General features: G+C 70.9%; 21 protein-coding genes and 1 pseudogene. 9 read left to right on the plus strand and 13 right to left on the minus strand.

The window, feature by feature from the left end; genetic code table 11:
- Positions 1–119 precede the first annotated feature (119 nt).
- Together ABIA35_RS19405 and ABIA35_RS19410 are read left to right on the plus strand one after the other, a co-directional pair.
- Entirely contained in the window at positions 120–908 is a 789-nt protein-coding gene (locus ABIA35_RS19405; RefSeq protein ID WP_370358793.1) for a rhomboid family intramembrane serine protease, read from the plus strand.
- A gap of 24 nt (positions 909–932) precedes the next feature.
- The gene (locus ABIA35_RS19410) at positions 933–1211 is read left to right on the plus strand and encodes an Lrp/AsnC family transcriptional regulator (RefSeq protein ID WP_370341353.1); all 279 of its coding nucleotides are present in this window, start codon (positions 933–935) and stop codon (positions 1209–1211) included.
- Between the two features lie 185 nt (positions 1212–1396).
- Here ABIA35_RS19410 and ABIA35_RS19415 read toward each other — a convergent pair whose 3' ends face one another.
- From ABIA35_RS19415 to ABIA35_RS19445, 7 genes are all read right to left on the minus strand, one after another.
- The gene (locus tag ABIA35_RS19415) at positions 1397–2506 is read right to left on the minus strand and encodes a DivIVA domain-containing protein (RefSeq protein WP_370341354.1); all 1110 of its coding nucleotides are present in this window, start codon (positions 2504–2506) and stop codon (positions 1397–1399) included.
- 56 nt (positions 2507–2562) lie between these two features.
- Positions 2563–2847 (minus strand): YggT family protein, encoded by a 285-nt coding sequence (locus ABIA35_RS19420; RefSeq protein ID WP_015794684.1) that lies wholly within the window; start codon positions 2845–2847, stop codon positions 2563–2565.
- Positions 2848–2987: 140 nt separating this feature from the next.
- Positions 2988–3596 (minus strand): cell division protein SepF, encoded by a 609-nt coding sequence (locus ABIA35_RS19425; protein WP_370341355.1) that lies wholly within the window; start codon positions 3594–3596, stop codon positions 2988–2990.
- A gap of 151 nt (positions 3597–3747) precedes the next feature.
- Positions 3748–4494 (minus strand): YggS family pyridoxal phosphate-dependent enzyme, encoded by a 747-nt coding sequence (locus ABIA35_RS19430; RefSeq protein ID WP_370341356.1) that lies wholly within the window; start codon positions 4492–4494, stop codon positions 3748–3750.
- A 3-nt stretch (positions 4495–4497) separates the two neighbouring features.
- Positions 4498–5247, minus strand: coding sequence for a peptidoglycan editing factor PgeF (gene pgeF / locus ABIA35_RS19435; protein ID WP_370341357.1), 750 nt, complete (start codon positions 5245–5247; stop codon positions 4498–4500).
- A gap of 15 nt (positions 5248–5262) precedes the next feature.
- Positions 5263–6453 carry a cell division protein FtsZ gene (gene ftsZ / locus ABIA35_RS19440; protein ID WP_370341358.1) on the minus strand — a complete coding sequence of 397 codons (1191 nt, stop codon included), beginning with the start codon at positions 6451–6453 and terminating at the stop codon, positions 5263–5265.
- Positions 6454–6755: 302 nt separating this feature from the next.
- Positions 6756–7547, minus strand: a complete 792-nt coding sequence (locus tag ABIA35_RS19445; protein WP_370358794.1) for a cell division protein FtsQ/DivIB — start codon at positions 7545–7547, stop codon at positions 6756–6758.
- Positions 7548–7680: 133 nt separating this feature from the next.
- Between ABIA35_RS19445 and ABIA35_RS19450 the strand changes: the two genes are divergently transcribed.
- Positions 7681–8262 (plus strand): hypothetical protein, encoded by a 582-nt coding sequence (locus tag ABIA35_RS19450; RefSeq protein ID WP_370341360.1) that lies wholly within the window; start codon positions 7681–7683, stop codon positions 8260–8262.
- A gap of 105 nt (positions 8263–8367) precedes the next feature.
- On the opposite strand, the gene ABIA35_RS19455 is transcribed toward ABIA35_RS19450, so the two are convergent.
- Positions 8368–9690: a hypothetical protein gene (locus ABIA35_RS19455; protein WP_370341361.1), complete on the minus strand. Its 1323-nt coding sequence runs from the start codon at positions 9688–9690 to the stop codon at positions 8368–8370.
- A gap of 205 nt (positions 9691–9895) precedes the next feature.
- On the opposite strand from ABIA35_RS19455, the gene ABIA35_RS19460 reads away from it, so the two are divergent.
- From ABIA35_RS19460 to ABIA35_RS19470, 3 genes are all read left to right on the plus strand, one after another.
- Positions 9896–11944 (plus strand): hypothetical protein, encoded by a 2049-nt coding sequence (locus ABIA35_RS19460; RefSeq protein WP_370358796.1) that lies wholly within the window; start codon positions 9896–9898, stop codon positions 11942–11944.
- A gap of 14 nt (positions 11945–11958) precedes the next feature.
- A complete protein-coding gene (locus ABIA35_RS19465; protein ID WP_370358797.1) occupies positions 11959–13212 on the plus strand; it encodes a peptidase S8 in 1254 nt (417 codons plus the stop codon).
- A gap of 147 nt (positions 13213–13359) precedes the next feature.
- The gene (locus ABIA35_RS19470) at positions 13360–13686 is read left to right on the plus strand and encodes a hypothetical protein (protein WP_370341364.1); all 327 of its coding nucleotides are present in this window, start codon (positions 13360–13362) and stop codon (positions 13684–13686) included.
- A gap of 2 nt (positions 13687–13688) precedes the next feature.
- Here the strand turns inward: ABIA35_RS19470 and ABIA35_RS19475 are convergent, their stop codons facing one another.
- From ABIA35_RS19475 to ftsW, 4 genes are all read right to left on the minus strand, one after another.
- Positions 13689–14888, minus strand: a complete 1200-nt coding sequence (locus ABIA35_RS19475; RefSeq protein ID WP_370358798.1) for an FAD-dependent oxidoreductase — start codon at positions 14886–14888, stop codon at positions 13689–13691.
- A gap of 111 nt (positions 14889–14999) precedes the next feature.
- Positions 15000–16409, minus strand: a complete 1410-nt coding sequence (murC, locus tag ABIA35_RS19480) for a UDP-N-acetylmuramate--L-alanine ligase (protein WP_370358799.1) — start codon at positions 16407–16409, stop codon at positions 15000–15002.
- Positions 16406–17575: an undecaprenyldiphospho-muramoylpentapeptide beta-N-acetylglucosaminyltransferase gene (murG, locus tag ABIA35_RS19485; RefSeq protein WP_370358800.1), complete on the minus strand. Its 1170-nt coding sequence runs from the start codon at positions 17573–17575 to the stop codon at positions 16406–16408. The genes murC and murG overlap by 4 nt, the downstream gene beginning before the upstream one ends.
- A 9-nt stretch (positions 17576–17584) precedes the next feature.
- The gene (ftsW, locus tag ABIA35_RS19490) at positions 17585–18838 is read right to left on the minus strand and encodes a putative lipid II flippase FtsW (protein WP_370341368.1); all 1254 of its coding nucleotides are present in this window, start codon (positions 18836–18838) and stop codon (positions 17585–17587) included.
- A gap of 502 nt (positions 18839–19340) precedes the next feature.
- Here ftsW and ABIA35_RS19495 point away from each other — a divergent pair.
- Positions 19341–20348: pseudogene (locus ABIA35_RS19495) on the plus strand (glycosyltransferase 87 family protein); the annotation flags it as partial.
- A 209-nt stretch (positions 20349–20557) separates the two neighbouring features.
- Here ABIA35_RS19495 and ABIA35_RS19500 read toward each other — a convergent pair.
- Positions 20558–21610: a DMT family transporter gene (locus tag ABIA35_RS19500; protein WP_370358801.1), complete on the minus strand. Its 1053-nt coding sequence runs from the start codon at positions 21608–21610 to the stop codon at positions 20558–20560.
- A 100-nt stretch (positions 21611–21710) separates the two neighbouring features.
- On the opposite strand from ABIA35_RS19500, the gene ABIA35_RS19505 reads away from it, so the two are divergent.
- Together ABIA35_RS19505 and ABIA35_RS19510 are read left to right on the plus strand one after the other, a co-directional pair.
- Complete coding sequence (locus ABIA35_RS19505) at positions 21711–22580, plus strand: AraC family transcriptional regulator (protein ID WP_370341370.1); 870 nt, start codon at positions 21711–21713, stop codon at positions 22578–22580.
- A gap of 79 nt (positions 22581–22659) precedes the next feature.
- Positions 22660–23307: a tetratricopeptide repeat protein gene (locus tag ABIA35_RS19510; RefSeq protein ID WP_370341371.1), complete on the plus strand. Its 648-nt coding sequence runs from the start codon at positions 22660–22662 to the stop codon at positions 23305–23307.
- Positions 23308–23318: the final 11 nt, after the last annotated feature.

Here is a 23318-nt window from a genome sequence, read left to right on the forward strand (position 1 = left end):
CCTGATCCGCCGACTGTATCGGCCTGACTTGTGCCCGTACCAAGCACTCACTCAAAGGTAGGCCCTCCGCGCCGCGTTTCGGATCTCCCGCGCGCACGGTGATGGGCCATGATGCAACAGTGGTGATCCCCATTCACGACAGGAACCCGGTGTCCCGGGCGCCCTATGTCACCTACGGTCTGATCATCGCGAACGTGGTGGTGTTCCTGTCGGGCCCCATCGCCTTCGCCGGGCTGGACCCGGACGCGGCACGCAAGGCCAGGGAGAACGCGTACCTGTACCACTACGGCGCGATCCCGGCCCAACTGCTGAACGGGCACGGCAACCCGGTCCTGCCGGTGTTCACCGCCATGTTCGTGCACGCCGGCTGGATCCACCTGCTGGGGAACATGCTGTTCCTCTACGTCTTCGGCAACAACGTCGAGGACGTTCTGGGGCGCGTGCACTTCCTGGCGTTCTACGTCGTCGGCGGCGCGGTCAGCACCTACGCCTTCGCCTGGGCCAACCCGACGGCCACCGGGCCGCTCGTGGGAGCCTCCGGGGCGATCGCGGCGGTCCTGGGTGCGTACATCTACCTGTTCCCTCAAGCGAAGGTCACGCTATTGGTGCCCTTCTTGTTCTTCCTGCCCATGCGGGTACCGGCCTGGCTGGTCCTGGGCCTGTGGTTCGTGATGCAGCTGCCGGAGTTCCAGCAGACGATCGGCGTGGCGGGCTCCACGGACGTCGCCTACTTCGCGCACGTGTCGGGATTCGTTCTAGGGCTCCTGTACGTAGCGCTCGTCATCGGCAGAGGACCCGACGGACCGGCCCGCCTGCCGTCCGCCGACGCGCCTCCCCCGCCGCCGCCGCTGATGCCGGACTACCGCTCCGCCGATCCGGACGATCCGTACGGCCAATACCATCGCTAACGAGTCCCGCGAGAAGGAGCCGCTGTGATCACTGCCATCGTCCTCATCAAGACCGACGTCGACGCCATCCCGGAGGTCGCCGAGAAGATCTCCCAGCTGCCCGGCGTCAGCGAGGTGTACTCGGTCACCGGGGAGTACGACCTGATCGCCATGGTCCGGGTCCGCGAGCACGAGCAGCTCGCCGACGTGATCCCGGGCGGTGTGAACAAGGTGGCCGGGGTCAGCCACACGGTCACGCACGTGTCGTTCCGGACCTACAGCGCGCTGGACCTCGAGGCGGCGTTCTCGTTGGGCCTGGACTGAGTCGGGCCTGGACTGACCCCTAAGGGAAACTCCCGACCAACACTGCGCGAACTCCCGGCAAACGCCGAGCCCCGCCCCCCGGATCGGGAGGCGGGGCTTGTGACGCCACGTCATTGTGTGAGTGCAGGTCGCACAGTGCGGGTCAGCGCACCGTGCTCCGGACGCCGTCCGGTCCAGCCGAGCCGTCAGGCGTCGGGGTCCTCGTCGATGAGGAAGCCGCGCATCGGCGAGGGCTGGGACGGGACCGGGGGCTGGCCCAGGCCGTTGCCCGAACCCATGAACGGCGGCTGCTGCCCGCCGCCCATCGGCGGGGCCGGCATCTGCGGCCGGATCGGCGCCATGGTCTGGGTCAGAGCCGCGGCGTTGGAGCCGTTGTTGCCGGCGGACTGGAAGGACCCGGAGTTGCCGGCGGACTGGTAGGACCCGGTGTTGCCGGCGCTCTGGTAGGACCCGGTGTTGCCGCCGCTCTGGAAGGAGCCGGTGGAGCCCATTCCGCCGCCGTTCATACCGGCACCGACCGGGGACGGCGCCGGCGACATGCCCGGGGGCAGCGAGGCCTGCATCGGCATCGGCGGGGCCGAGGGGGCCGGCGGCGGCGCGGACAGGCCGGTCGGGCTCAGCTGCGAACGCGAGCCCATCGAGGAGGCCATGTCATCGCCGCCGGAGGCCTCGAGCTGGCGCATCTGGCCGTCCAGGTAGGACTTCAGGCGCTGGCGGTACTCGCGCTCGAAGGCGCGCAGGTCGTCGACCTTGCGCTCCAGGGCGGCGCGGGCGGTCTCCAGCGAGCCCATCGCCACGCGGTGCTTCTCCTGCGCGTCCCGCTCCAGGGCGTCGGCCTTGCCGCGGGCCTCGCGCTCCAGGCCGTCGGCCCGGCCGCGGGCCTCGCCGACGATCTTGTTGGCCTCGTTGCGGGCCTCGGCGATCGCCTGGTCGGCGGTCTGCTGGGCCAGGGCCAGCACGCGGGCGGCCGAGTCGCCGCCGGGGGCCTGGAACTGCGGCGCCTGCGGCACCGGGAGCGGCGCGGGCAGCGGAGCCGGAAGCGCCGGCTGCGGAGGCGCGGGCGCGGGTATCGGGGTCGGCTCCCGCCGCATCGGCACCGGGGCGGCCGCCGCGCTGGCCGCGGCCCGGGTCGCGGCGGCCAGCTTGGCCCGCAGCTCCTCGTTCTCGCGGATCAGGCGGGTCAGCTCAGCCTCGACCTCGTCGAGGAAGGCGTCCACCTCTTCCTCGTCGTAGCCCTCACGCAGGCGTACGGTCGTGAACTGCTTGTTGTGGACATCCTCGGGAGTCAACGGCATCTTTCATTCACCTCAGGCGTGGCGTGGTCGTCGGCATTCGCACAGACATTACCCGGTCACAGCGTAGCCGCGACCCGGATCAGCAGTAAGACGATGATCACGAGGATCATGAACGCCACGTCAAACCCCATCCCGCCGAGCCGCAACGGCGGGATGTACCGCCGCAACAGCTTCAGAGGAGGATCTGTGACCGTGTACGCCGTCTCCACGACGACCAGCATGACACCCCGCGGCTCCCACGACCGGGCGAATACCAAAACCCAGCCGATGATGAGGCGGATGATCAAGCACAGCGCGAAGAGGTAGAGCACCCACAGGAGCAACGCCCCCACAACGCTCATAGCGCACTCCCCTTCCCACGTTCGCCGGCGCCCCGCCGCTCACGGTCATCACGAATCTTGTCGCAAAACCGCCGCGGGACGCCGCCGGACCCGAAACCTCCACCGCCGCCTGAGGCCGCCCGGCCCCAGCCGGCGCCGCCTCAGCTCTGGTTGAAGAAGCCGCCCTCGGCGATCCGGGCCTTGTCCTCGGCCGTCACATCGACATTAGCAGGCGACAGCAGGAACACCTTCTGCGTCACCCGCTCCATGTTCCCGCGCAGGCCGAAGATCAGCCCGGCCGCGAAGTCCACCAGGCGCTTGGCGTCGGCGTCCTCCATCTCGGTCAGGTTCATGATCACCGGGACTCCCTCGCGGAAGTGCTCGCCGATCGTGCGCGCCTCGTTGTAGGTGCGCGGATGCAGCGTCGTGATGCGGTAGGACGCTTCACGGTCCGCCGACCGGTCCGTCGGGACGCTGTACATCACCGGTCCACCTCTCTCGGCTCGGTCGGCTCGCGCGGACCGCTCGGAGCGGTCCGGCATCACCGTCACGTTGGAAGGCGCCGCGAATGCGCGGCGGTCGTTCTGCGCGACGACGAGCGCTCCGGAGCCGGGGTCCGGCTCGTGGTGCGCCGAGTCCGGAGCCGCGGCGGGCTCGGCGGGCTCGGTCTCGTACTCGTCCTCGTAGTCGTCGTAGTACCGCTCGTCCTCGAACCGCTGTTCGTCAGTGAGCCCGAGGTAGACCGCTGCTCTGCGCATCATGCCGGCCATGTTGTTCGCCTCCGGACGGGGCCTGTTACGGCTGTCTTGCAACTGTCAACGTAAATGGGTGCCGCGGAGGTTTCCCGATCGCGGTCGATGATGGGTGGCGCAGAAGTGCGGTCGTCGTATCCGATGTTCGATAGATGCGACGTTACCGGAATCACCGTCTGATACCGAGTATCGCGCTGCCGATGCGGACGTGTGTCGCGCCCGCCGCCACCGCTTCGCCCAGATCCCCACTCATCCCCGCCGAGATCATGGTGGCCGAAGGGTGTGCGGTCCGCAACCGCATAGCCAGCGTGTGCAAGCGCTCGAAGGCCGGTCCCGGCTCGGCGCCCAAAGGCGCCACCGCCATCAGGCCCCCGAATCGCAGACCCGGCGCCGCGGCGATCGCGTCGGCCAGTTCCGGCACCTGGTCCGGAAACGCCCCGCCGCGGGCCGCGTTGTCATCCATGGGCTCTGCGTTACCCAGGTCGACCTGCACCAAACATGTCAATTCCTTGTCATACCGGACAGCCGCTTTGGACAGCGCACCCACCAACCGCACCCGGTCCACGGAGTGCACGAAGTCGGCGTATTCGGCCACTGACACGGCCTTGTTGGTCTGCAGCTGCCCGATGAAGTGCCAGCGCAGCCCCAGCCCCGCGGTCTCCCGCGCCTTCGGCCCGGCCTCCTGGTCGCGGTTCTCACCCACGTCCAGGACCCCGAGCTCGGCCAGGATGCGCACGTCGGAGGCCGGATAGGTCTTGGTGACGGCGATCAGGGACACCTCGGAGGGGTCCCGGCCGGCCTTGCGGGCCGCGGCCGCGATGTCCTCGCGGACCACGGCCAGATTCTCCGCGATCTGTTCTGTTCGCTGCGAAATCTGTACTTTCCGCTGGGAAATCTGCTCTTCCGGCTCGGACATGGCTCAGTCCAGCCAGACGAATCCGGCGAACCGGCCGGTCGTCCCCTCGCCACGGAAGGAGTAGTAGTCCTCGGACTCCTGGGTGCACACCCGCAGCCGCACCGAGGACTTCAGGTCGATGCCGCACGCCTCCAGCTGCGCCCACACGCCCTCGGCGACGTCCAGGCCGGGCGTGCCCTGCCGGGTCACCGCGTAGCTGGCCGGGACCTTCTCGGCGACGTCCGCGCGCATGCGCTCGGGCACCTCGTAGCAGAGCCCGCACACCGCGGGCCCGCTGACCGCGACGATCCGCTCGGGTACCGCGCCGAGGGACACCATGTGCTCGATCACGGCCGGCACCACGCCGGCCTTCATGCCCGGCCGCCCGGCGTGCGCGCCGCCGACCACGCCGGCCTCGGCGTCGGCCAGCAGCACCGGCACGCAGTCGGCGACCAGCACCGCCAGGGCCAGGTGCCGGCGGTCGGTGACCAGCGCGTCCACGTCGGGGGCCCGGCCCTGCCACTGCGCGGCGGCGTAGGCCACGTCGGCGCCGTGGATCTGGTTCATGTACACGACGTTGCCGGGGTCGGTGAACCCCAGCTCGAAGGCCACCAGCGAACGGTTGGCGGCGACCGCCTCGGGGTCGTCGCCGACGTGCCCGCCGAGGTTGGTCGCGGTGTAAGGGGCCTTGGAGACCCCGCCCCAGCGGTCGGAGAAGGCGAAGCGGGCCTTGCCGCCTTGCCCTGCCGGACCGGTGTGCTGCCATATAGCCACGTCTCGCGCCCGGCTCTACTTCAGGAAGTCGGGGATGTCGAGCTCGTCGGCGGCCGAGGGCGCCGGCTGGACCGGAATGACCGGGACGTTCTGGGTGTCGGCCATCGGGTCGTGGGCCGGCGCCGGCACGCCCTCGGAGGGCTTGGGCAGCGTGCCGAGCACCTGCTCGCGCATGCCGTCGCGGACGCTGGTCTCGTCGTAGCGCTGACCGCCGGCCGCCACGGCGTGGCCGGCGTTGGTGATGCGGCGCTTGGCCGGCTCGCCGCCGTCGAACCCGGCGGCGATCACGGTGACCCGGACCTCGTCGCCGAGGCCGTCGTCGATCACCGCGCCGAAGATGATGTTGGCCTCGGGGTGCGCGGCCTCGCTGACCAGCTGCGCGGCCTCGTTGATCTCGAACAGGCCGAGGTCGGAGCCCCCGGAGATGCTCAGCAGCACGCCGCGGGCGCCGTCGATGGAGGCCTCCAGCAGCGGGGAGGAGATCGCCATCTCGGCCGCGGCCACCGCGCGGTCGTCGCCGCGGGCCGAGCCGATGCCCATCAGGGCCGAGCCGGCCTCGCTCATCACCGACTTCACGTCGGCGAAGTCCAGGTTGATCAGGCCCGGGGTGGTGATCAGGTCGGTGATGCCCTGCACACCGGACAGCAGCACCTGGTCGGCGGCCTTGAAGGCGTCCAGCACCGAGACGTTCTTGTCCGAGATCGACAGCAGCCGGTCGTTCGGGATGACGATCAGGGTGTCGACTTCCTCGCGCAGCGCCGCGATGCCGTCCTCGGCCTGGTTCGCGCGGCGCCGGCCCTCGAAGGTGAACGGCCGGGTCACCACGCCGATGGTCAGCGCGCCCAACTCCCGGGCGATGCGGGCCACCACCGGGGCGCCGCCGGTCCCGGTGCCGCCGCCCTCGCCGGCGGTGACGAACACCATGTCCGCGCCCTTGAGGACTTCCTCGATCTCCTCGGCGTGGTCCTCGGCCGCCTTGCGGCCGACCTCGGGGTTGGCGCCGGCGCCGAGCCCCCGGGTGAGTTCCCGGCCGACGTCCAGCTTGACGTCGGCGTCGCTCATCAGCAGAGCCTGGGCGTCGGTGTTGACGGCGATGAACTCCACGCCCTTCAGACCGACCTCGATCATCCGGTTGATGGCGTTCACGCCGCCGCCGCCGATGCCGGCGACCTTGATAACAGCCAGGTAGTTCTGCGGTGCTGCCACGTCCGACGGCCTCTCCGTGGTGTCCGGTGATCTGTAGTGATTCATTAAACCCTGTGATCACCTTAGTCCCGCCCACACCGGCCAGGGGACACGGCGGGGTCGTGCGACTGTGAAGTCTTTACAGGACATTAGGTCCCGCGACCTGTGAGGTTCAACGAACACGCCGAAACTGTCGGCAGGTTTTACTTCTCAGCGTGGTCCGACGACCCTCGCGAGGTCCGTGGGGACCCGCTGAGGGGAATACGTATGTTGTTCGATTGCCCGCCAGATCTTAGCCGATCCGGCGTGTTGGATTCGAACCGTTACGAATACGCCGGGGCCGCCGGAGCACTGAGATCATAGTGCGCCGCGTCATTTCCGATCAGCGCGGCCAGTATCCGAGCCTTGAGATCCGGCTGATCCGGACCGCCCCACAGGACCGTCACCGAGTGCTGTTTCTTTGTCGAAGCCGTCAGCGTCAAGGTGATCGCAAAGGGCCCCGTCGCCGACACCGTGAGCACCCGCGAGTGCACCGGGGCCGGCAGGGCCCCCAGCGCGGCCAGCGCGCCGGCCACGGTCGCCGCGCGGTCCGCGGCCGCCCGGTCGGCGAACTGCTCCAGGTGGATGACCGGGACGTGCGCCGGGATCGCCGAGGCGGTGGCCGCTGTGTCGAAGGCCACGCCGTCGGAGTCCACGATCTGGTAGGAGCCGTCGGGCTGCGGCAGCGCGGCGGCGGGCGTGCGCTCCACGATGGAGATGGCGATCGTGTGCGGCAGTGAGCGCTCCACCCACGCGTCCTTCACCCGCGGGATCGCCATCAGCCGGGCCTTGGCCGCCGCGGTGTCCACCCCGGCGACCGGCGTGTGCGGCGCGATCGCGGCTGCGGCCAGCACCTGCTGGCGGCTCAGCACCCTGGTGCCGGCCACGGTCGTGGTGCGGACGTCGAACACCTTGGTGTGCCACAGGATCGAGTACCCGGTCAGGGCCAGCAGCGCCAGGAACACCGTGATCGTCACCGACAGCCGCCGCCAGCGGCGCCGCCGCCGCAGCCGGTCGAGGTAGCGCTCGACCAATACCCTGCTGACCCGCGGGTGGTCGGCTCCGGTGGCGTTCATGGGCCCAGTTTCGCAGATGGGGACGATGCCATCGGGCAGGTGCGCCTCTTCGGGATCCTCAACGGATTCCCCCCGATCCCCCATTCGGACCGCGCGGCGTGCGGGGCCGCGCCGGGCAGCGTCAGATCGAGCCATGGCACTCACCTCCAGGCAGAAGAAGCAGGGGGCCGTGGCGACCGCCGCGGTCGGCGCCCTGGCGATCGGCGGCATCGCGGTCTCGACCCTCGGTTCCTCCGCGTCCCCGACGGATTCCCGGCCGGTCGCCGCCGCGGCCGTGCCACAGCCGGCGGCCGCGCCCGCCGCGCCGGCATCACCGAAGATGCAGAGCCCCGCGGCCGCCGCGGCGGCGGGGACGGTCGCCGTCACCGCCCAGGCCGACAACACAAAGCCCGGCGACGACACCGTGTTCACGGTCTCCGGCGAGGTCACCGGCGCCAAGCCGGGCACGAAGATCCGCCTGCAGCGGCAGCAGACGACGACCTCGCACAAGGCCGCGTCGGCCTGGAACACGCTGGCCTACACGACCTTCACCGACCAGGACGGCAAGTTCTCGCTGCCGGTGAAGATGGAGACGGCCGGTTCCTTCAACCTGCGCGTCCAGCACCCGCAGGACAAGGAGGGGCCGCAGACCGTGTACTCGATCCCGTTCACGGTGACTGTGAGCTCGACGGCGGCCTCCGCGAAGACCTCAGCGAATCCGGCCAAGCAGGGCTGAGGCGAAACCCCCTCGGTCCGCCCGGCCACCACTTAGGCGAGGAGTGGCCGGGCTTTCCCCTGTCCGGATTCGGAGGAACCTCGTCCGGATTCAGAGGAACCTCTGTCAGAGGAACCGCGAACTCGGCACGGGCCCCGGCGAGCCGATGTACTCCCGCCGCGCGGTCAGCCAGGTGCCCTCGATCTCGGAGACGAACGCCTCCAGGACGGAGTCCGGGTCTGGCGGGGTCGCACCGTCGCCCTCGTCGGCGTACGGCTCGGCCGCGGCGAGTTCGGCCGCGATCTCCTCGGCCGGACGGTCGTCGGGCTCGGTCTCGACCACCTCGCCGTCGACCATGCGGAAGGCCGCGCCCCACGGCTCGCGCACCGCCTGGCGCAGGAAGCCCACCACGTCGGCGGCGGCCAGCGGCGGATCGGTCCAGTCGGTGGCCCGCTCGAACAGGATCTGCCCGGCCGTCCGGTCGCGCAGCGCGGACAGGATCTCCGGCTCAGATTCGTTGAGGTCGTAGGCGACCACGAGGGTCTCGGATCGGTCCGGCGCGAACGGCACGGCCGGCAGCCCGAAGTACCGCGCGGCCGCCATCCCCAGGATCCGGCTGTCCCGGTCGGGCAGCAGCGAGACGGTCTGCGGGGCCCGGCCCTTGACCGCCAGCACCATCTTGAGCCGGCGCAACACCTCGGCGCAGGTTCCATAGGAGTCCCCGACCATGGCCCAGCGGCCGGTCATGCCCGCGTCGTAGCCGTACGGCGAGACGGTCAGCAGGACGCCGCCGGTGAGGGCGAAGTGCCAGCCGCGCAGGTCCTTCGGCGCGAGCCCGCCGTCGGTCACGGCGACCGCGGCCGCCCGGACCAGCATCGCGCGCACCTTCTCCCGCAGCGGCGCCAGCTCCTCCCGGTCCTGCGGCTCGGGTTCGGGCAGCGCCGCGAACTCCTGCTCGGCACCGGCCACGTCGCCGGCCAGCAGCGCGTTGAACGTCAGCTGGTAGCGCGCCAGCCAGGGCAGCTCGCCGTCGAAACCGCGCAGCGCGGCCATCGCCTCGCGGTGCTCCCAGGAGCGCTCGCAGGCCGCGGCCAGCTCGGTGCGGATCTGGATGACGCCGGGCTCGCGCTCGGCGGCCTCGCGCAGCGGCCGGACCGCCAGGAAGGCGATCCCGTGCTCGACGCACTCGTACCCGAACTCGTACAGGCCCACCGCCTGCTCCTCGCGGTCCTCGCCGGCGGCCAGGACCCGTTCGGCGGCGACCGCCATGGCGTCGAAGCCCATGGCGCCGGCGGCGTCGCGCAGGACGCGCACGAAATCCAGCAGGGGCAGCGCGTCGCCGTCCACGCGCAGATGCCGGACCACCCCGGCGATGTCGCCCGCGGCGAGCAGGTCGTCGACGGCGGACAGGACGTCGGTGGCCGCGGGGGCGGCGCCTTCAGGAGTCACCGTGGCACGGTAGCGATTCCGCCGTATGCCGCGCCGAGGTTTTTCGCAGCGGCCGTCTCATCCTCATTGAATCAGTGAACGAATTTCAGGACTCTTACAACCAGATGGGATCCCGGCGTCGTCGGTACTTCGCGAGAGCACAGGGCTCCGGGGCGCACAGCGCATCCGCGCGCCGGGGCCGTCCGACGATCTGGAGGAACCGCTTGTGCTAGCACGAACCCGTCGTGTCCCGACCATGGCCGCGGCCGTGGCGCTGGGCCTTGCCACCGCCGGGGGAGCCGCCGCGGCCGCCGCGCCGGCCGCCGCGGCCGCCGCGCCGGCCGCCTCGGCCGCCGCGCCGGCCGCCTCGGCCCTGTCGGCCCCGGCCGCCGCACCGGCCCCGCACAGCCTGGCCGGCCCGCAGGCCGCCACGCTGCCCAACGGCGACCGCGTCCTGGTCTCCGGTACCGGTCCGGCCGCGTCCATCATGGTCCAGGCTCCCGACGGCAGCACCGTCCCGGCCGTCCGCTACATGCCCGACACGCACCACGCCTACGTCATCCCCGACTCGGTCCTGGCGAACCCGGCGCAGCTGTCCACCCTGGCGCAGTACCAGGTACCGGCGCTGAGCACCGCGAGCGCGCCGGCGGCGACGCCGTTCTACCCGCTGAGCATCCTGCAGATCAACGCGCTCGGCCTGGACGGCAAGGCCGCGGACGCCACGACCTTCCTGACCAACGTCGACGACGCCACCAAGTGGAGCATGCCGCTGCCGGTGGCCGGCGGCATCGAGCGGGTCGCGGTGCCCACCGGGCACTACTCGGCGACCACCATCTTCGACTCCTACGACGCCACGACCGGCATCGACACCATGCACGTGGCCGCGCAGCTCGACCTGACGGTCACCGCCGGCGGCGTCACCACCGTGACCGCCGACGAGCGCACCGCGACCGCGCAGGTCACCGCGACCGCGCCGAAGCCGACCGTGGCCGACGCCACCACGCTGGCCTACCTCCGCACCGACACCAAGGGCCTGACCGGCGGTGTGACCATCCTCGGCGACGGCGGCCCGACCTACGTCAGCCCGACGGGCACCGCGCAGGTCGGCACCTTCAGCTACGACCTGCAGTCCTGGGGCGGCGAGAGCCCGGCCGGGACCGCGAACCCCTATCGGTACGACGTGATGTTCCCGGCCGCCGACCACGTGGACGCGAACCAGAACCACACGGTCGACGCCTCGAAGCTGACCACCACCCACAACATCGTCTCCACGGATCCCGGCGAGACGCGGCACCAGGGCGAGTACATGGTGGGCCCGGTCTCGCCGACCCAGGGCGGCTTCCAGACCGGCCACGTGATCACGGTCCCGGAGAACCTGACCGCCTACACCGGCCCGCCGATCGGCGACGACCAGTGGGTGGCGACCGTCATCCCGGCCCTGCCGGACGTGACGAGCGGCTTCCCGGCGGCGCTGTTCTTCAACCAGAACGGACCGGTCTACCAGGGCAAGACCGAGGTCTGGCACACCTGGGCGCACGGCCCGCTGACCCCGCAGGCGGGGCAGTTCAAGGACCCGGCCGGCTGCCGCTCCTGCGCTGACGGCGGCACCGTCGACCTGGCCCTGAGCGCGCTGACCGACAGCAACCCGGACAGCACGGCCGACTTCATGGGCCCGGCGACGGGCCACTTCACGGTCTACCGCGACGGCACTCAGGTCTTCTCCCAGGACAACGCCTCCGGCGCCGAGCTCACCGGCCAGGCGCAGACACCCGGCACCTACCGCATGGTGTTCGACCTGGACCTGAGCCAGTTCCCGATCACCCAGTCCACGGCCTCGCACACCGACATCACCGTGCCCTACACCCCGGCACAGGACCCGAAGTCGACGCTGCCGGCCGGCGACTTCTGCCAGGCGCAGGGCACCGGCACCACGCCGTGCTCGATCCTGCCGGTGCTGAACCTGAATTACCAGCTGGCCACCGACGGCTTCAACACCACGCACGGCCCGGTCGCGGCGATGCTGCTGACCGTCGGCCACCAGTCCTACGGCAAGGCCGGTTCGCAGGCCGCGATCACCGGCGCGACCGTGTCCGTGTCCTACGACAAGGGCGCCACCTGGACCCCGGCCTCGGTGGTCCCGGCCGGGCAGGGCCACTACGCCGTGCTGTGGACGAACGGTGCCAAGGGTGCCACGCCGTGGCTGAAGGTCACCGCCACCGACGCGCTCGGCGGCTCGATCACCCAGACCGTCGCCAACGCCTACACCATCGGCTGAGAGAGAACACAACCATGAGTCGAATAGGAAACCACCGGCTGCTGGGGATGCTCGGGGCCACCGTGCTGGCCGTCGGCACCGTCGCGGCCGCGGTGGCACCGGCCAACGCCAGCGCCGCTCGCAGCAAGACTCCCAGCACCATCAAAAACGTGTGCGCCACCGCCAAGCCCGGCTTCGACCGCTGCTTCGCACAGGCCCGCACCGACGTTAAGGAACCGGCCCACATCGGGCATGCGGCAGGCCTCAACGCCGCCGCGACCACTCTGCCGGCCGGGTTCGGCCCGGCGGACCTGCAATCGGCGTACAAGCTGCCGACCACCGGCGGCGCGAACCAGACCGTTGCCATCGTCGACGCCGGGGACGACCCCACAGCCGAGGCGGACCTGGCGGTCTACCGCTCCACCTACGGCCTGTCAGCCTGCACCACCGCCAACGGCTGCTTCACCAAGGTCAACGAACAAGGCAAGACCACCCCGGTCCCGGCCGACCAGGGCTGGGGCGTGGAAATCGCCCTGGACCTGGACATGGTCTCCGCAGCCTGCCCGCAATGCAAGATCCTGCTGGTCGAAGCCAACCAGCCCACCGGCGACGACCTCGGCAAATCCGTCAACACCGCCGTCAGCCTCGGCGCCACCGAGGTGTCCAACAGCTACGGCGCCACCGAATCCAGCGTGACGCCCGCCGACGCCGCCTACTACACGCACCCGGGCGTGGCCATCGTCGCCTCCTCCGGTGACAGCGGCTACGGGATCCCGGCCGAACCGGCCGTGTTCTCCTCGGTGATCTCCGTCGGCGGCACCTCGCTGACCAAGGCCACCAACGCCCGCGGCTGGTCTGAGAGCGCCTGGCAGGGCGCCGGTTCTGGCTGCTCCGCCTGGGTCGACAAGCCCGCCTGGCAGACCGACGCCAACTGCCCCGGACGCATGGTCGCCGACGTCTCCGCCGACGCCGACCCCAACACCGGCCCGGCCATCTACGTCACCGACACCCCCGACCTCGAGGGCCTGCCCTCCGGCTGGAACGTCGTCGGCGGCACCAGCGCCTCCTCACCCTTCATCGCCGGCGTGATCGCGCTGGCCGGAAACCCCGCCAAGTACAACAACGCCTCAGCCTTCTACACCCCCGGCGCCAAGACCGGGCTCAACGACGTGGTCACCGGCAACAACGTCACGTTCCAGGACTGCGGCGGCGACTACCAGTGCAACGCCGTCACCGGATACGACGGACCCACCGGGCTGGGCACGCCGAACGGACTGTCAGCCTTCTGATGTCCCAGTTCTGATGTCCCATCAAGTACACAGCGAGGGGCCGGTGCCTCCCCAGGCACCGGCCCTTCGTCCACCCACTCCGCCGCCATAATTATGTTCTGATAGGGTATCGAAACGTAATTCATCGCTCGAAGGGTGGGGATCGCCATGACCGCTAACGTGCCCGCAACCGCAGTGCTCCGCGTCTCGTCCGGGAGCTTCGACCCGACTCTGTACACCGACATCTCGGCGCTGAGCACGAAGCAGTCGGAGTACCTGATCCCGGCCATCAAGGCCCTGCCGGGGCTCCTGGACTTCGTCGCCGGTGTCTCGCCGGACGGCTCGATGGTGAACTTCAGCGTCTGGGACACCGCCGAGCACGCGGCGCAGATGAACACGCTGAAGGAGATGGCCGTCATCGCCCGCGGCGAGATGGAGGCGGCCGGCGTGACGTTCAACCCGATCGTCACCCAGCCGGTCGGCTGGACCATCTGACCTCACGCGGTCGCTTCGCGGTCCCAGTCCACCCGGAAGCGGTGGACGGGACCGAACATCTTCTCCGGCCGCAGGAACGTCCGCGTCGCGATCGGCATGATGAGGCCGAACACGAACTTGGCGGCCGGACCGGCGGTCTTGCCGTTGTTCGTCTTCACCGCCTGCTCCGAGATCTCCTCCACCCGCGGCCGCCGCAGGCCCTCGTACTTGGCCAGCGCCGCCGGCAGGTCGTCGATGTCGCGCAGGCAGCGCGCCAGTTCCAGCGCGCTCTCCAGGGCCAGCGAGGCACCCTGGCCGGAGCTGGAGGACGGCGCGTGCGCCGCGTCCCCGACCAGCACCATGCGGTCCCGGAACCAGTGCGGCAGCTTGGGCATCCGCTCCATCGGGCCGGTCAGCAGCATGGTGTCCTCGGTGGCGGACTGGAACAGGCGGTTGCCGGGCCGGTCGTCGGCATGCGCGGCGCGCAGCTTGGCCAGCCACTCCCCCTTCGGCACGGCGCGGGCCTGCGCCAGCGTCATGGGCTTGTCCTGCGGGTGGTTGCTGAAGAAGACCTCTGAGCCGTCCGGCTGCGTCCAGTACCCGTAGAAGGAGTGCTTGCCGAAGGCGAAGCGCATCTCCTGGATGTCGCCGGGCTTGAAGGGCCCCTTCAGGTTCCCGAAGCCGAAGCTCATCAGGCCGGTGTACTCCGGCCCCGGCGCCTGCGGGTCGATCAGGGTGCGCACGGTCGAGCGGATGCCGTCGGCGCCGATCAGCAGGTCGGCGGTGGCGGTGCTGCCGTCCTCGAACCGCGCGGTGACGCCGCCGGCATGCTCCTCGACACCGACCAGGCGCTTGCCGTCGTGGATGACGATGCCCTGCGCCGCGGCACCGGCCCGGATGGCGTCGAACAGGTCGGCGCGGTACATGACGCGGCTCAACGGCAGGTCCGGCAGCGAGGGCACGCGCATCAGGGTCTTGCCGTTGCCCTTCTCCATGACCATGGCGTGCAGCGGGTTGCCGACGGCCTCGACCGCGGCCCGCAGGCCCACGGTCTCCAGCGCGGCCAGGCCGTTGGGGGCGACGGTGAGCATGGCGCCGGACCGGTCTGTGGTCGCGTAGGCCTCGTAGACGGTGGCTTCTATCCCGGCCTTGGCCAGGGCGAGGGCGGTGACGGGGCCGGCGATTCCGCCGCCGATGACGATGGCGTTCTTGATGGCTGTCATGGATTGATAGTTACATAGAGACTAGTTGCAGTGCAACTAGTCTCTATGGATTGCGCACGCAAAACGGGCGCCCCGTAGACGGGACGCCCTGATCTCGAAGTGTGCTGCCGGTCAGGCCAGCAGCCTCAGCAGCCGCGGACCGATCTCGGTCACGTCGCCGGCCCCGACCGTCACCACCAGGTCCCCGGGACCGGCCAGCTCGGCCAGCCGCTGCGGCACCAGATCGAAGTCGGGCTCGAACACGCTCGCGGCGGCCGGCAGCCCGGTCTCGGCGGCGATCACGTCGCCGCCGACGCCGGGGATCGGCTTCTCGCCGTGCGCGTACACGTCCAGCACCACGACCGCGTCGGCGCCGCCGAGGGCCGGGCCGAACTCGTGCAGGAAGGTGTTGGTGCGGAAGTAGCGGTGCGGCTGGAAGGCGGCGATCACGCGGCCCTGGCCGGCCAGTTCGCGGGCCGCCGACAGGATCGAGGCGATCTCGGTCGGGTGGTGGCCGTAGTCGTCGTAGACCCGCACGCCGGCGGCCTCGCCGAGCAGCTGCATCCGGCGGCGCGCGCCGCTGAACCCCGCGACGCCCTCCAGGTACGGCTTGGCGTCCACGCCCAGGGCCAGCGCCACGCCGAGCGCGGCGGCGGCGTTGAGGGCGTTGTGCCGAGCGGGGATGCTCAGGGTGATCGGGCCGTGGGTGTCGGCGGCCGTGATCAGGGTGAAGGTCGGGTAGCCGCCGACGGTGCCGACGTCGGCGACCCGGATGTCGACGTCCTCGCCGGCGCCGTAGGTCAGCACCCGGATCCCGCGCGCGGCGGTGCGCTCGGCGATGGCCCGGGCGGCCGGGTCGTCGGCGTAGCAGACCAGGGTGCCCCCGGGCTCCAGGCGGTCGGCGAAGTCCTGGAACTCGGCGCGGACCTGCAGCACGTCGGCGAAGTGGTCGGGGTGGTCGAGCTCGATGTTGGTGATGACCGAGACGTCCGGCCGGTAGTGCGTGAAGGTGCCGTCGGACTCGTCGGCCTCGGCGATGAGGATGTCGCCGGACCCGGCGTGCCCGGACTCCCCGGTCTCGCCGAGCTCGCCGCCGATGACGAAGCTCGGGTCCAGCCCGGCGTGCCGCAGCGCGACGGCGACCATCGAGGTGGTGGTGGTCTTGCCGTGCGTGCCGGCCACCGCCACCGACCGGTACCCGGGCATCAGCGAGGCCAGCGCGGAGGCCCGGTGCAGCACCCGCAGCCCGCGCGCCTTCGCCTCGACGATCTCGACGTTGTCGGCCGGGATGTCGCCGGAGACCACGACGGTGTCGACCCCGTCCAGATTCTCCGCCGCCTGCCCGATGGCGATGGTCGCACCGAGCGCCCGCAGCTCCCTGACGGTCGCGGTGTCCTTGATGTCGCTGCCGGACAACGGCAGGCCGCGACCGAGCATCGCGCGAGCCAGCGGAGCCATGCCGACGCCGCCGATGCCGACCAGGTGGATGCGGCCGAGGTCGGCGGCGGGGACCACTTCGGCGGGGGCGGGGAAGCGGGTCATCGGTCGCCGTCCTTGTTCTCGCCGTCCAGGATGTCTGTGGCCGTTCCGGCCGGTGCGGCGGCGACTTCGGCGGCCGACCCCGGCCGCTTCTTCCCCGCCGCGGCGAACACCAGGTCGACGATCTTCTCGTCCGCGTCCCGGATCCCGAACCGCCGCGCGGCCTGGCTCATCGTCGTCAGGCGCTCGCGGTCGAGCAGCAGCGGCACCACGTTCGCGGCGAACCACTGCGGGGTCAGGGCCGCGTCGTCGATCAGCAGCCCGCCGCCGGCCTCGACCACCGGCGCGGCGTTCAGGCGCTGCTCGCCGTTGCCCACCGGGAGCGGCACGTACACCGAGGGCAGCCCGACCGCGGCCAGCTCGCTGCAGGTCATCATCCCGCTGCGGGTCATCGCCAGGTCGGCGGCCGCGTAGGCGAGGTCCATCCGGTCCACGTAGGGCCGCGCCACGTACGGCGGGCCCGCGGGGTCCTGCTCTATCGACACCGAGTTCTTGTCGCCGTAGGAGTGCAGCACCTGGATCCCGGCGTCGTGCAGGGCCTTCACCGAGGCGACCATCGTGTCGTTCAGCCGCCGCGCGCCCTGCGAGCCGCCGGTGACCAGCAGCGTGGGGCGGTCGGGGTCCAGGCCGAAGGCCTTGCGGGCCTCGGCGCGCACGGCCGCGCGGTCCAGGCCGGTGATGGCCGGGCGCAGCGGCATGCCCACGCAGGTGGCGCCGGGCATCGGGACCGCCGGGTTGCCGGTGAGCACGTGGTCGGTGAACTTGGCGCCGACGCGGTTGGCCAGGCCCGGGCGGATGTTCGCCTCGTGCACGACGATCGGCCGCTTGGCCCGGCGCGCGGCCAGGTAGGCCGGCAGCGCGACGTAGCCGCCGAAGCCGATGACGACGTCCGCGTCCACGTCCATGATCACCTGCTGCGCCGCCTTGACCGTGCCGAGCAGCCGCGAGGGCAGCGTCAGCAGCGAGGCCGAGGGCTTGCGCGGCAGCGGGACGGCCGGGATCAGGCGCAGCTCGTACCCCCGGGCCGGGATGAGCTTGGTGTCCAGGCCCTTCTCGGTGCCGAGCATCGTGACCCCGATCGAGGGGTCGGCACGCCGCAGGGCGTCCGCGGTGTTCAGGGCGGGTTCGATATGCCCGGCGCTGCCGCCGCCGGCGATGACCACATGCACCCGGCCACCCTATCGGTCGGCGGGGGCCGATTCCGGACGCGGTGCGGTGACGCCGCGGTCGCGGACCGTGGCCGGGTCGATCGGCTCCGGGCGCCGTCTGGCGAAGGACATGAGCATCCCCACCGCCGTCAACGAGGGCAGCAGCGACGACCCGCCATAGGAGACGAAGGGCAGCGGCACCCCCGCGATCGGCAGCACGCCGGTCACCGCCCCCAGGTTGATCATCATCTGCGCGGCCAGCCAGACCGTGACCGAGGCCGAGACCAGCCGCACGAACGGATCGTCGGTCCGCAGCGCCATCCGGATCCCGGCGTAGGACAGCGTGAGGAACAGCGCCAGCACCGTCAGCGCGCCGATCAGCCCCAGTTCCTCGCCGATGATGGCGAAGATCATGTCGGTCTGCACCTCGGGCAGCTGCCCCCACCGCTGCTTGCTGGCGCCCAGCCCCTCCCCGAACCAGCCGCCGCTGGCCAGCGCCTGGAAGGCATGGATGGCCTGATACCCGGTCCCGCCGGGGTCGTTCTCCGGGCTGAGGAAGTTGGTGAACCGGCGCACCCGCGAGGGCCGCATCAAGATGGCCAGCGTCGCCAGGCCCATCGCGGAGGCCACCATGATCGAGAACAGCCGCCCCGGGGCCCCGGCCGTGAACAGCAGGCAGAACACGATGGCGACGATGATTATCGAGGTCCCCATGTCCCCGCCCATCATCACCAGCGCGATGATCACCACGGCCCCCGGCACCAGCGGCACCAGCAGGTGGTCCCAGGTGGTGAGCAGCTTCTCCTTGCGCACCAGCAGGTCGGCGCCCCACAGCACCAGCGCCAGCTTGGCGAACTCACTGGGCTGCACCGTCAGCGGCCCGATGATCAGCCAGTTCTTGTTCCCGTTGTGCGAGGACCCGATGGCCAGCACCAGCAGCAGCGCCAGCACGGTCCCCACGAGCGCCGGATAGGCCAGCGTCCGGTACGCCTTCGGCGGCAGCCGCGAGGCCCCCCACATGAGCATGAGCCCCAGCACCGCGGAGATCGCCTGGTTCTGGATCGAGGAGAACATCGGCCGCCCGTTGACCATGTTGTTCACACTCGAGGCCGAGAACACCTCCAGCAGCCCGATCCCGAGCAGCAGCAGCACCGCCCCGACGAGCAGGTAGTACGACGTGAGTTCGAGGTCGAACAGCGATTTCAGAACCGCGCGACGGGCCCGCAGCACCCGGACGGCGTTCTTCAACGGCGACGCCGGCGGGCCCGAGGCCTGTTCACTCATGGTCCTTAGGGTAGCCAGCCACCGGTGGACGCGGCGTCAGCTTGGGACGGGGTGTCGGGGCAGTGGGTTTAGCACACGAAACACGGGTGGTTGTGACTTGCTATAACTGTGCGATTGCGCCCGGCGTGGTGTGGATGCGGTTTGTTCGTGGGCTGACAGGCACAGGCGTTTCATGACAACAATCCGGGACAAAATCGATCCGTGGTGGCGACGAGGTCCACTCCGCACGGCACAGCGGCGGCCGGGCAGTGTGTGCGTGAGGTGCGGGAACCGTTCCCACGAAGCCGTAAAAAAGCCTGTAAACCCCCATACAGACCATGAAGACCCAAAAAGTCACCTTCACCCCCTTCTCCACAAGCGACCACCCCGGCCCAACCCGCGCCCGAAGGAACAGCGGCTACAGTGGGCCGTCGTATTGCCTCTGCCGCATGCCGTATCGTCTTCGCGCGCCGCACAGGCAATGCGTTGTTATGCCCGTAGCCGCTTCGGGGGTCCGTACTGCATGCCGCTCATACCCGCTGCCATCGGCCCCGTTCGCGACGCCGGTAAGGCCGCGTACACCTCCTTGCGCCGGGGCGAGCGCGTCAGGTATTCGGGCATCGCTTCCCAACACCTCCGCATCCCGCGCGGCAAGACGCTGGCCGTGGTCGGCGTCGTGGCCTTCGTGCTCTCGGTCTGGCTGCGGATCGCCGTGGTCTCGGCGCATCCGCAGAACCTGTGGCTCACCGTCGACCTCAGCGTCTACTACGACGCGGGCAAGTCGCTGGCGCACAACGAGGGCGGCCTGTACTCCGCCGGGTTCGGGGTCGGGAACCTGCCCTACCTCTATCCCCCGCTGACCGCGCTCGGCTTCCATGAGCTGACCTGGCTCGACTTCGAGCAGGTCAGGGTGCTGACGGCGGCGGTGAGCATCGGGTGCCTGGTGACGGTCGCCTGGTCGGCGTGGGGCCTGCTCGGCTACCGGCCGGGTCTCGGGCGGGTCGGGGCGACCGGGATCGTCGCCGCCGTGGGCATCTGGCTGGAGCCGGTGCACTCGAACCTGAACCTCGGCCAGGTCAACGTGCTGCTGATGGCGCTGGTCGTGGCGGACCTGGCGCAGGCCGACCGGCGGTGGACCAAGGGCGTGGGGATCGGGCTGGCCACGGCGATCAAGCTGACCCCGGGCCTGTTCATCGTCTACCTGCTCCTGACGCGGCGCTTCCGGGCCGCGGCCGTCGCCGCCGGCACTTTCGTGGCAGTCAGCGGCGGGGTGTGGGCGGTCCTGCCGAAGGCCTCGCACGCGTTCTGGTTCCACGCCATCGGCATCACCCCGTTCAGCCGCGACTACGCCGCGAACCAGTCGCTGCAGGGCATGTTCCTGCGGCTGCTGAACAACAGCGACAGCGCGGCGAAGGTCCCGTGGCTGCTGGCCAGCGCCCTGATCGTGGTGGCCGGGCTGGTCGCCGCCGCGCTGGCCGCGAACCGCGGCGCGGAGTTGCTCGGCGGCTGCGTGGTCGCCATCGTCGCGCTGGAGGTCTCGCCGATCTCCTGGACCTGCCACTGGGTGTGGTTCGAGCCGCTGGTCGTGCTCGGGTTCCACGCGGCCATCCGGTCGCGGCAGCGCGCGAAACTGGCCTGGGTGACGGTCTGCACTATCGCCGCGCTGGCCTGGCCGATGCGGGTCGACGACTCCGGCGGCTCGGATCCCCGCCAGCCGCTCATCCCGACCGGGCTGATCAACTACGCGCCGCGCCTCCAAGGCCGTGAGGAAGCTTGGGATCCCTTCCAGATCCTGTACGGCAACGGGTATGTGCTCGGTGGAGTGGTGCTCGTGGTAGCTGTGTTGGTGTGGGAGTTGCGCCGCCTCAACCACCGCGAGTCCGCTCCCGACAGCCTGATCCGCCCCCGGCCCGCCAGCGCCGCGCCGGCCAACAGCACCACGGCGCCGGCAGCCTGAACGGTCGTGAACGACTCGCCGAGGAAAAACGTGGCGCAGGCCGTGTTCACCGCCGGTACGAGGAACATCATCAGCGACGCGCTGGCCGGGCCGACCGCGGCGACTCCGCGGTAGTAGAAGACGTTCGCGACCGCCGTGGCACCGATCGCCAGGTAGGCGACGTTGACCCAGACCCCTGACGGCACCGCGCCCCACTGCACCTTCCCCCAGTCCGGCGCCGCGATCACAGCCAGCAGAACAGCACCGGTGCACGTCGCGTACGCCATCGCGGTCAGCGGCTCGATCCCGGCCAGCACCTTGGGCGCCGCGAGGGTGAACGCCGCCCAACACACCGCGCTCAGCACGTAGAGCAGGTCCCCGGCCAGCCGGTGCGAGCCGCCGCCGGCGCTGTTCGCACCGACCAGGTAGGCCGCCGCGCCGGCCAGGCCCAGCGCGAGGCCGACCAGCCGGCGGCGCGAGGCCTTCTCACGTCCGCTGACCAGCAGGAACGCCGTGGTCAGCACCGGACTCATCACCGGGATCAGGATCCCGCCGTCCAACGACGGCGCGAGCGAGAGCCCCCAGAAGAAGAAGCCGTTGTAGGCGAAGACGCCCAGCACCCCGGCCAGGCACGCCCGGCCCGCGGCCCGCACGCCCACGCGCGGGGTCCGGCCGGTCAGCGCCATGGCCACCAGGAGCGCGATCGCGCCGCCGCCGAAGCGGAGGGTGGCGGCCACGGTGTGCGGGACGTGATCGACCACGGCCTCCGAACTGGAGAACGCGCCGCCCCACAACATCATGGTCATCGCGAGGAACAGGTAAGGGTTCGGCGCACCCGCCGACCGTCGAGCTGACATGCCCCGATCCTGGCCCGCGTCCCAGCATCCGGTCTTGAACGCTCGTGCGGCGCCGAAGCCACAGACTCGGGGAATGCAGACCGGGGGCACAATGAGCACCATGGCGGGGACGGCGAACGCCCGAGGCTGGGCCGAGTACTGGCGCGACGACACGCGCGGCCTGGAGGCCATGCACGCCCGCTTCCGCGACCACGTGTACGCCCCGCACTCGCACGACGCCTACTCCTTCGGCGTCACCGACGCCGGCGCGCAGCAGTTCCACTGCCGCGGGGCCCTGCACACCAGCGCCGCCGGCATGGTCATGGCCCTGAACCCCGACGACCCGCACGACGGCCGCGCCGCCGCCGACCTCGGCTACCACTACCGCATCGTGCACGTCTCCCCGCAGATCGTCCGCGCGGTCCTGGCCGACGCCGCGGACTCCTCCGACCACGCCGATCCGCTGGGAGCCGCCGCTCCCCTGCCGCTGTTCACCAATCCGGTGCTCGGCGACCGGCGCCTGGCCGACTCCATCGCCCGCCTGCACGCCGCGCTGGCCGCCGACGCCAGCCCGCTGGCCCGCGACGAGCGCCTGCGCGCCGTCATCCTGGGCGCGCACCTGCGCGGCGCGACCCGTCCGCCGCGTATCAGGACCCTGGCCGACAGGGCACAGCGCGAGGCAGCGCGCCGCGCCAGGGACCTGATGCGCGAGGCGTATCCCGAGCCGCTGCCGGTGGAACTGCTCGCCGCGGCCGCGGGGTGCAGCAGGTTCGCGCTCTACCGCGCCTTCTCCGCCGAGTTCGGCATGTCCCCCAGCGACTACGAACGCCAGCTGCGCCTGCGCCACGCGCGCTCGCTGCTGGCCGCCGGCACCACCCCGGCCGACGTCGCGGCGGCCACCGGCTTCGCCGACCAGGCGCACCTGGCGCGCTGGTTCAAGCGCGCGTACGGGATCACGCCGGGGGTCTTCGCGCGGGGCGCGGGCGGATAGGCGGACAGCCGATTCCGGGTCTGCTCTCTGATATCAGAGGGCTACCGTCGAACAGACGAGCGGCATATTTTGTCTGACCATGAGCTACGAAATCCCGCCGGAGGCCCACCGCCTGCACGCGGAAGGCCGCTCCGCGGGCTCCCGCGGCGACTACGACCTGGCGCTCACCCTGCTCGGCCGGGCCGCGGCCCTGGCGCCGGACTGGCCCTACCCGCCGTATGACGCGGCCTTCACGCACCTGATGCGCGGCGACACCCGCGCCGCCCAGAACCTGTACGAACGCGTGGCCGGCCTGTCCCCCACCGGGTTCTTCACCTGCCGCACCACGCTGGACATGCTGCGCCGCGAGCACGACGGCCGGCTGGCCCCGGGCTTCTCCCGGGCCTTCGTGCAGCTGGAATGGATGGAGGACCGCGTGGAGAAGACGCGGATCCTGCGCGGCATCACGCAGCGCTTCCCCGGATTCCCGCCGGCCTGGAAGGAACTCTCCCTGCTGCTGGAGGACCCGCAGGACCGCCTGATCGCGATGGACAACGGCCTGGCCGGCGACCCCGACCCGGAGACCAGGACCACGCTGCTGCTGAACAAGGCCGGGCTGTACGCCTCGCTCGGCGACGTCATCGCGGCCACCGCGCTGTACTCGGTCATCGCCGACGATCCCGATGTGACGCCGACCGGGGCGGCTTTCGCCAGGGCTTTCCGGGACAACCGGATGCCGGGGCTGTAGGGCTCGCCTGC

Source organism: Catenulispora sp. MAP12-49 (assembly GCF_041262705.1).
GTDB lineage: Bacteria > Actinomycetota > Actinomycetes > Streptomycetales > Catenulisporaceae > Catenulispora.

What these genes read in the sequence shown, in the direction of transcription:
- ABIA35_RS19475 (WP_370358798.1), bottom strand. Translation starts at nt 14,888, where the DNA reads ATGACAGCCATCAAGAACGCCATCGTCATCGGCGGCGGAATCGCCGGC.
- ABIA35_RS19470 (WP_370341364.1), top strand. Translation starts at nt 13,360, where the DNA reads ATGACCGCTAACGTGCCCGCAACCGCAGTGCTCCGCGTCTCGTCCGGG.
- ABIA35_RS19430 (WP_370341356.1), bottom strand. Translation starts at nt 4,494, where the DNA reads ATGTCCGAGCCGGAAGAGCAGATTTCCCAGCGGAAAGTACAGATTTCG.
- ABIA35_RS19415 (WP_370341354.1), bottom strand. Translation starts at nt 2,506, where the DNA reads ATGCCGTTGACTCCCGAGGATGTCCACAACAAGCAGTTCACGACCGTA.
- ABIA35_RS19500 (WP_370358801.1), bottom strand. Translation starts at nt 21,610, where the DNA reads ATGTCAGCTCGACGGTCGGCGGGTGCGCCGAACCCTTACCTGTTCCTC.
- ABIA35_RS19445 (WP_370358794.1), bottom strand. Translation starts at nt 7,547, where the DNA reads ATGAACGCCACCGGAGCCGACCACCCGCGGGTCAGCAGGGTATTGGTC.
- ABIA35_RS19450 (WP_370341360.1), top strand. Translation starts at nt 7,681, where the DNA reads ATGGCACTCACCTCCAGGCAGAAGAAGCAGGGGGCCGTGGCGACCGCC.
- ABIA35_RS19465 (WP_370358797.1), top strand. Translation starts at nt 11,959, where the DNA reads ATGAGTCGAATAGGAAACCACCGGCTGCTGGGGATGCTCGGGGCCACC.
- ftsW (WP_370341368.1), bottom strand. Translation starts at nt 18,838, where the DNA reads ATGAGTGAACAGGCCTCGGGCCCGCCGGCGTCGCCGTTGAAGAACGCC.
- ABIA35_RS19505 (WP_370341370.1), top strand. Translation starts at nt 21,711, where the DNA reads ATGGCGGGGACGGCGAACGCCCGAGGCTGGGCCGAGTACTGGCGCGAC.
- ABIA35_RS19420 (WP_015794684.1), bottom strand. Translation starts at nt 2,847, where the DNA reads ATGAGCGTTGTGGGGGCGTTGCTCCTGTGGGTGCTCTACCTCTTCGCG.
- ABIA35_RS19510 (WP_370341371.1), top strand. Translation starts at nt 22,660, where the DNA reads ATGAGCTACGAAATCCCGCCGGAGGCCCACCGCCTGCACGCGGAAGGC.
- ABIA35_RS19425 (WP_370341355.1), bottom strand. Translation starts at nt 3,596, where the DNA reads ATGGCCGGCATGATGCGCAGAGCAGCGGTCTACCTCGGGCTCACTGAC.
- murC (WP_370358799.1), bottom strand. Translation starts at nt 16,409, where the DNA reads ATGACCCGCTTCCCCGCCCCCGCCGAAGTGGTCCCCGCCGCCGACCTC.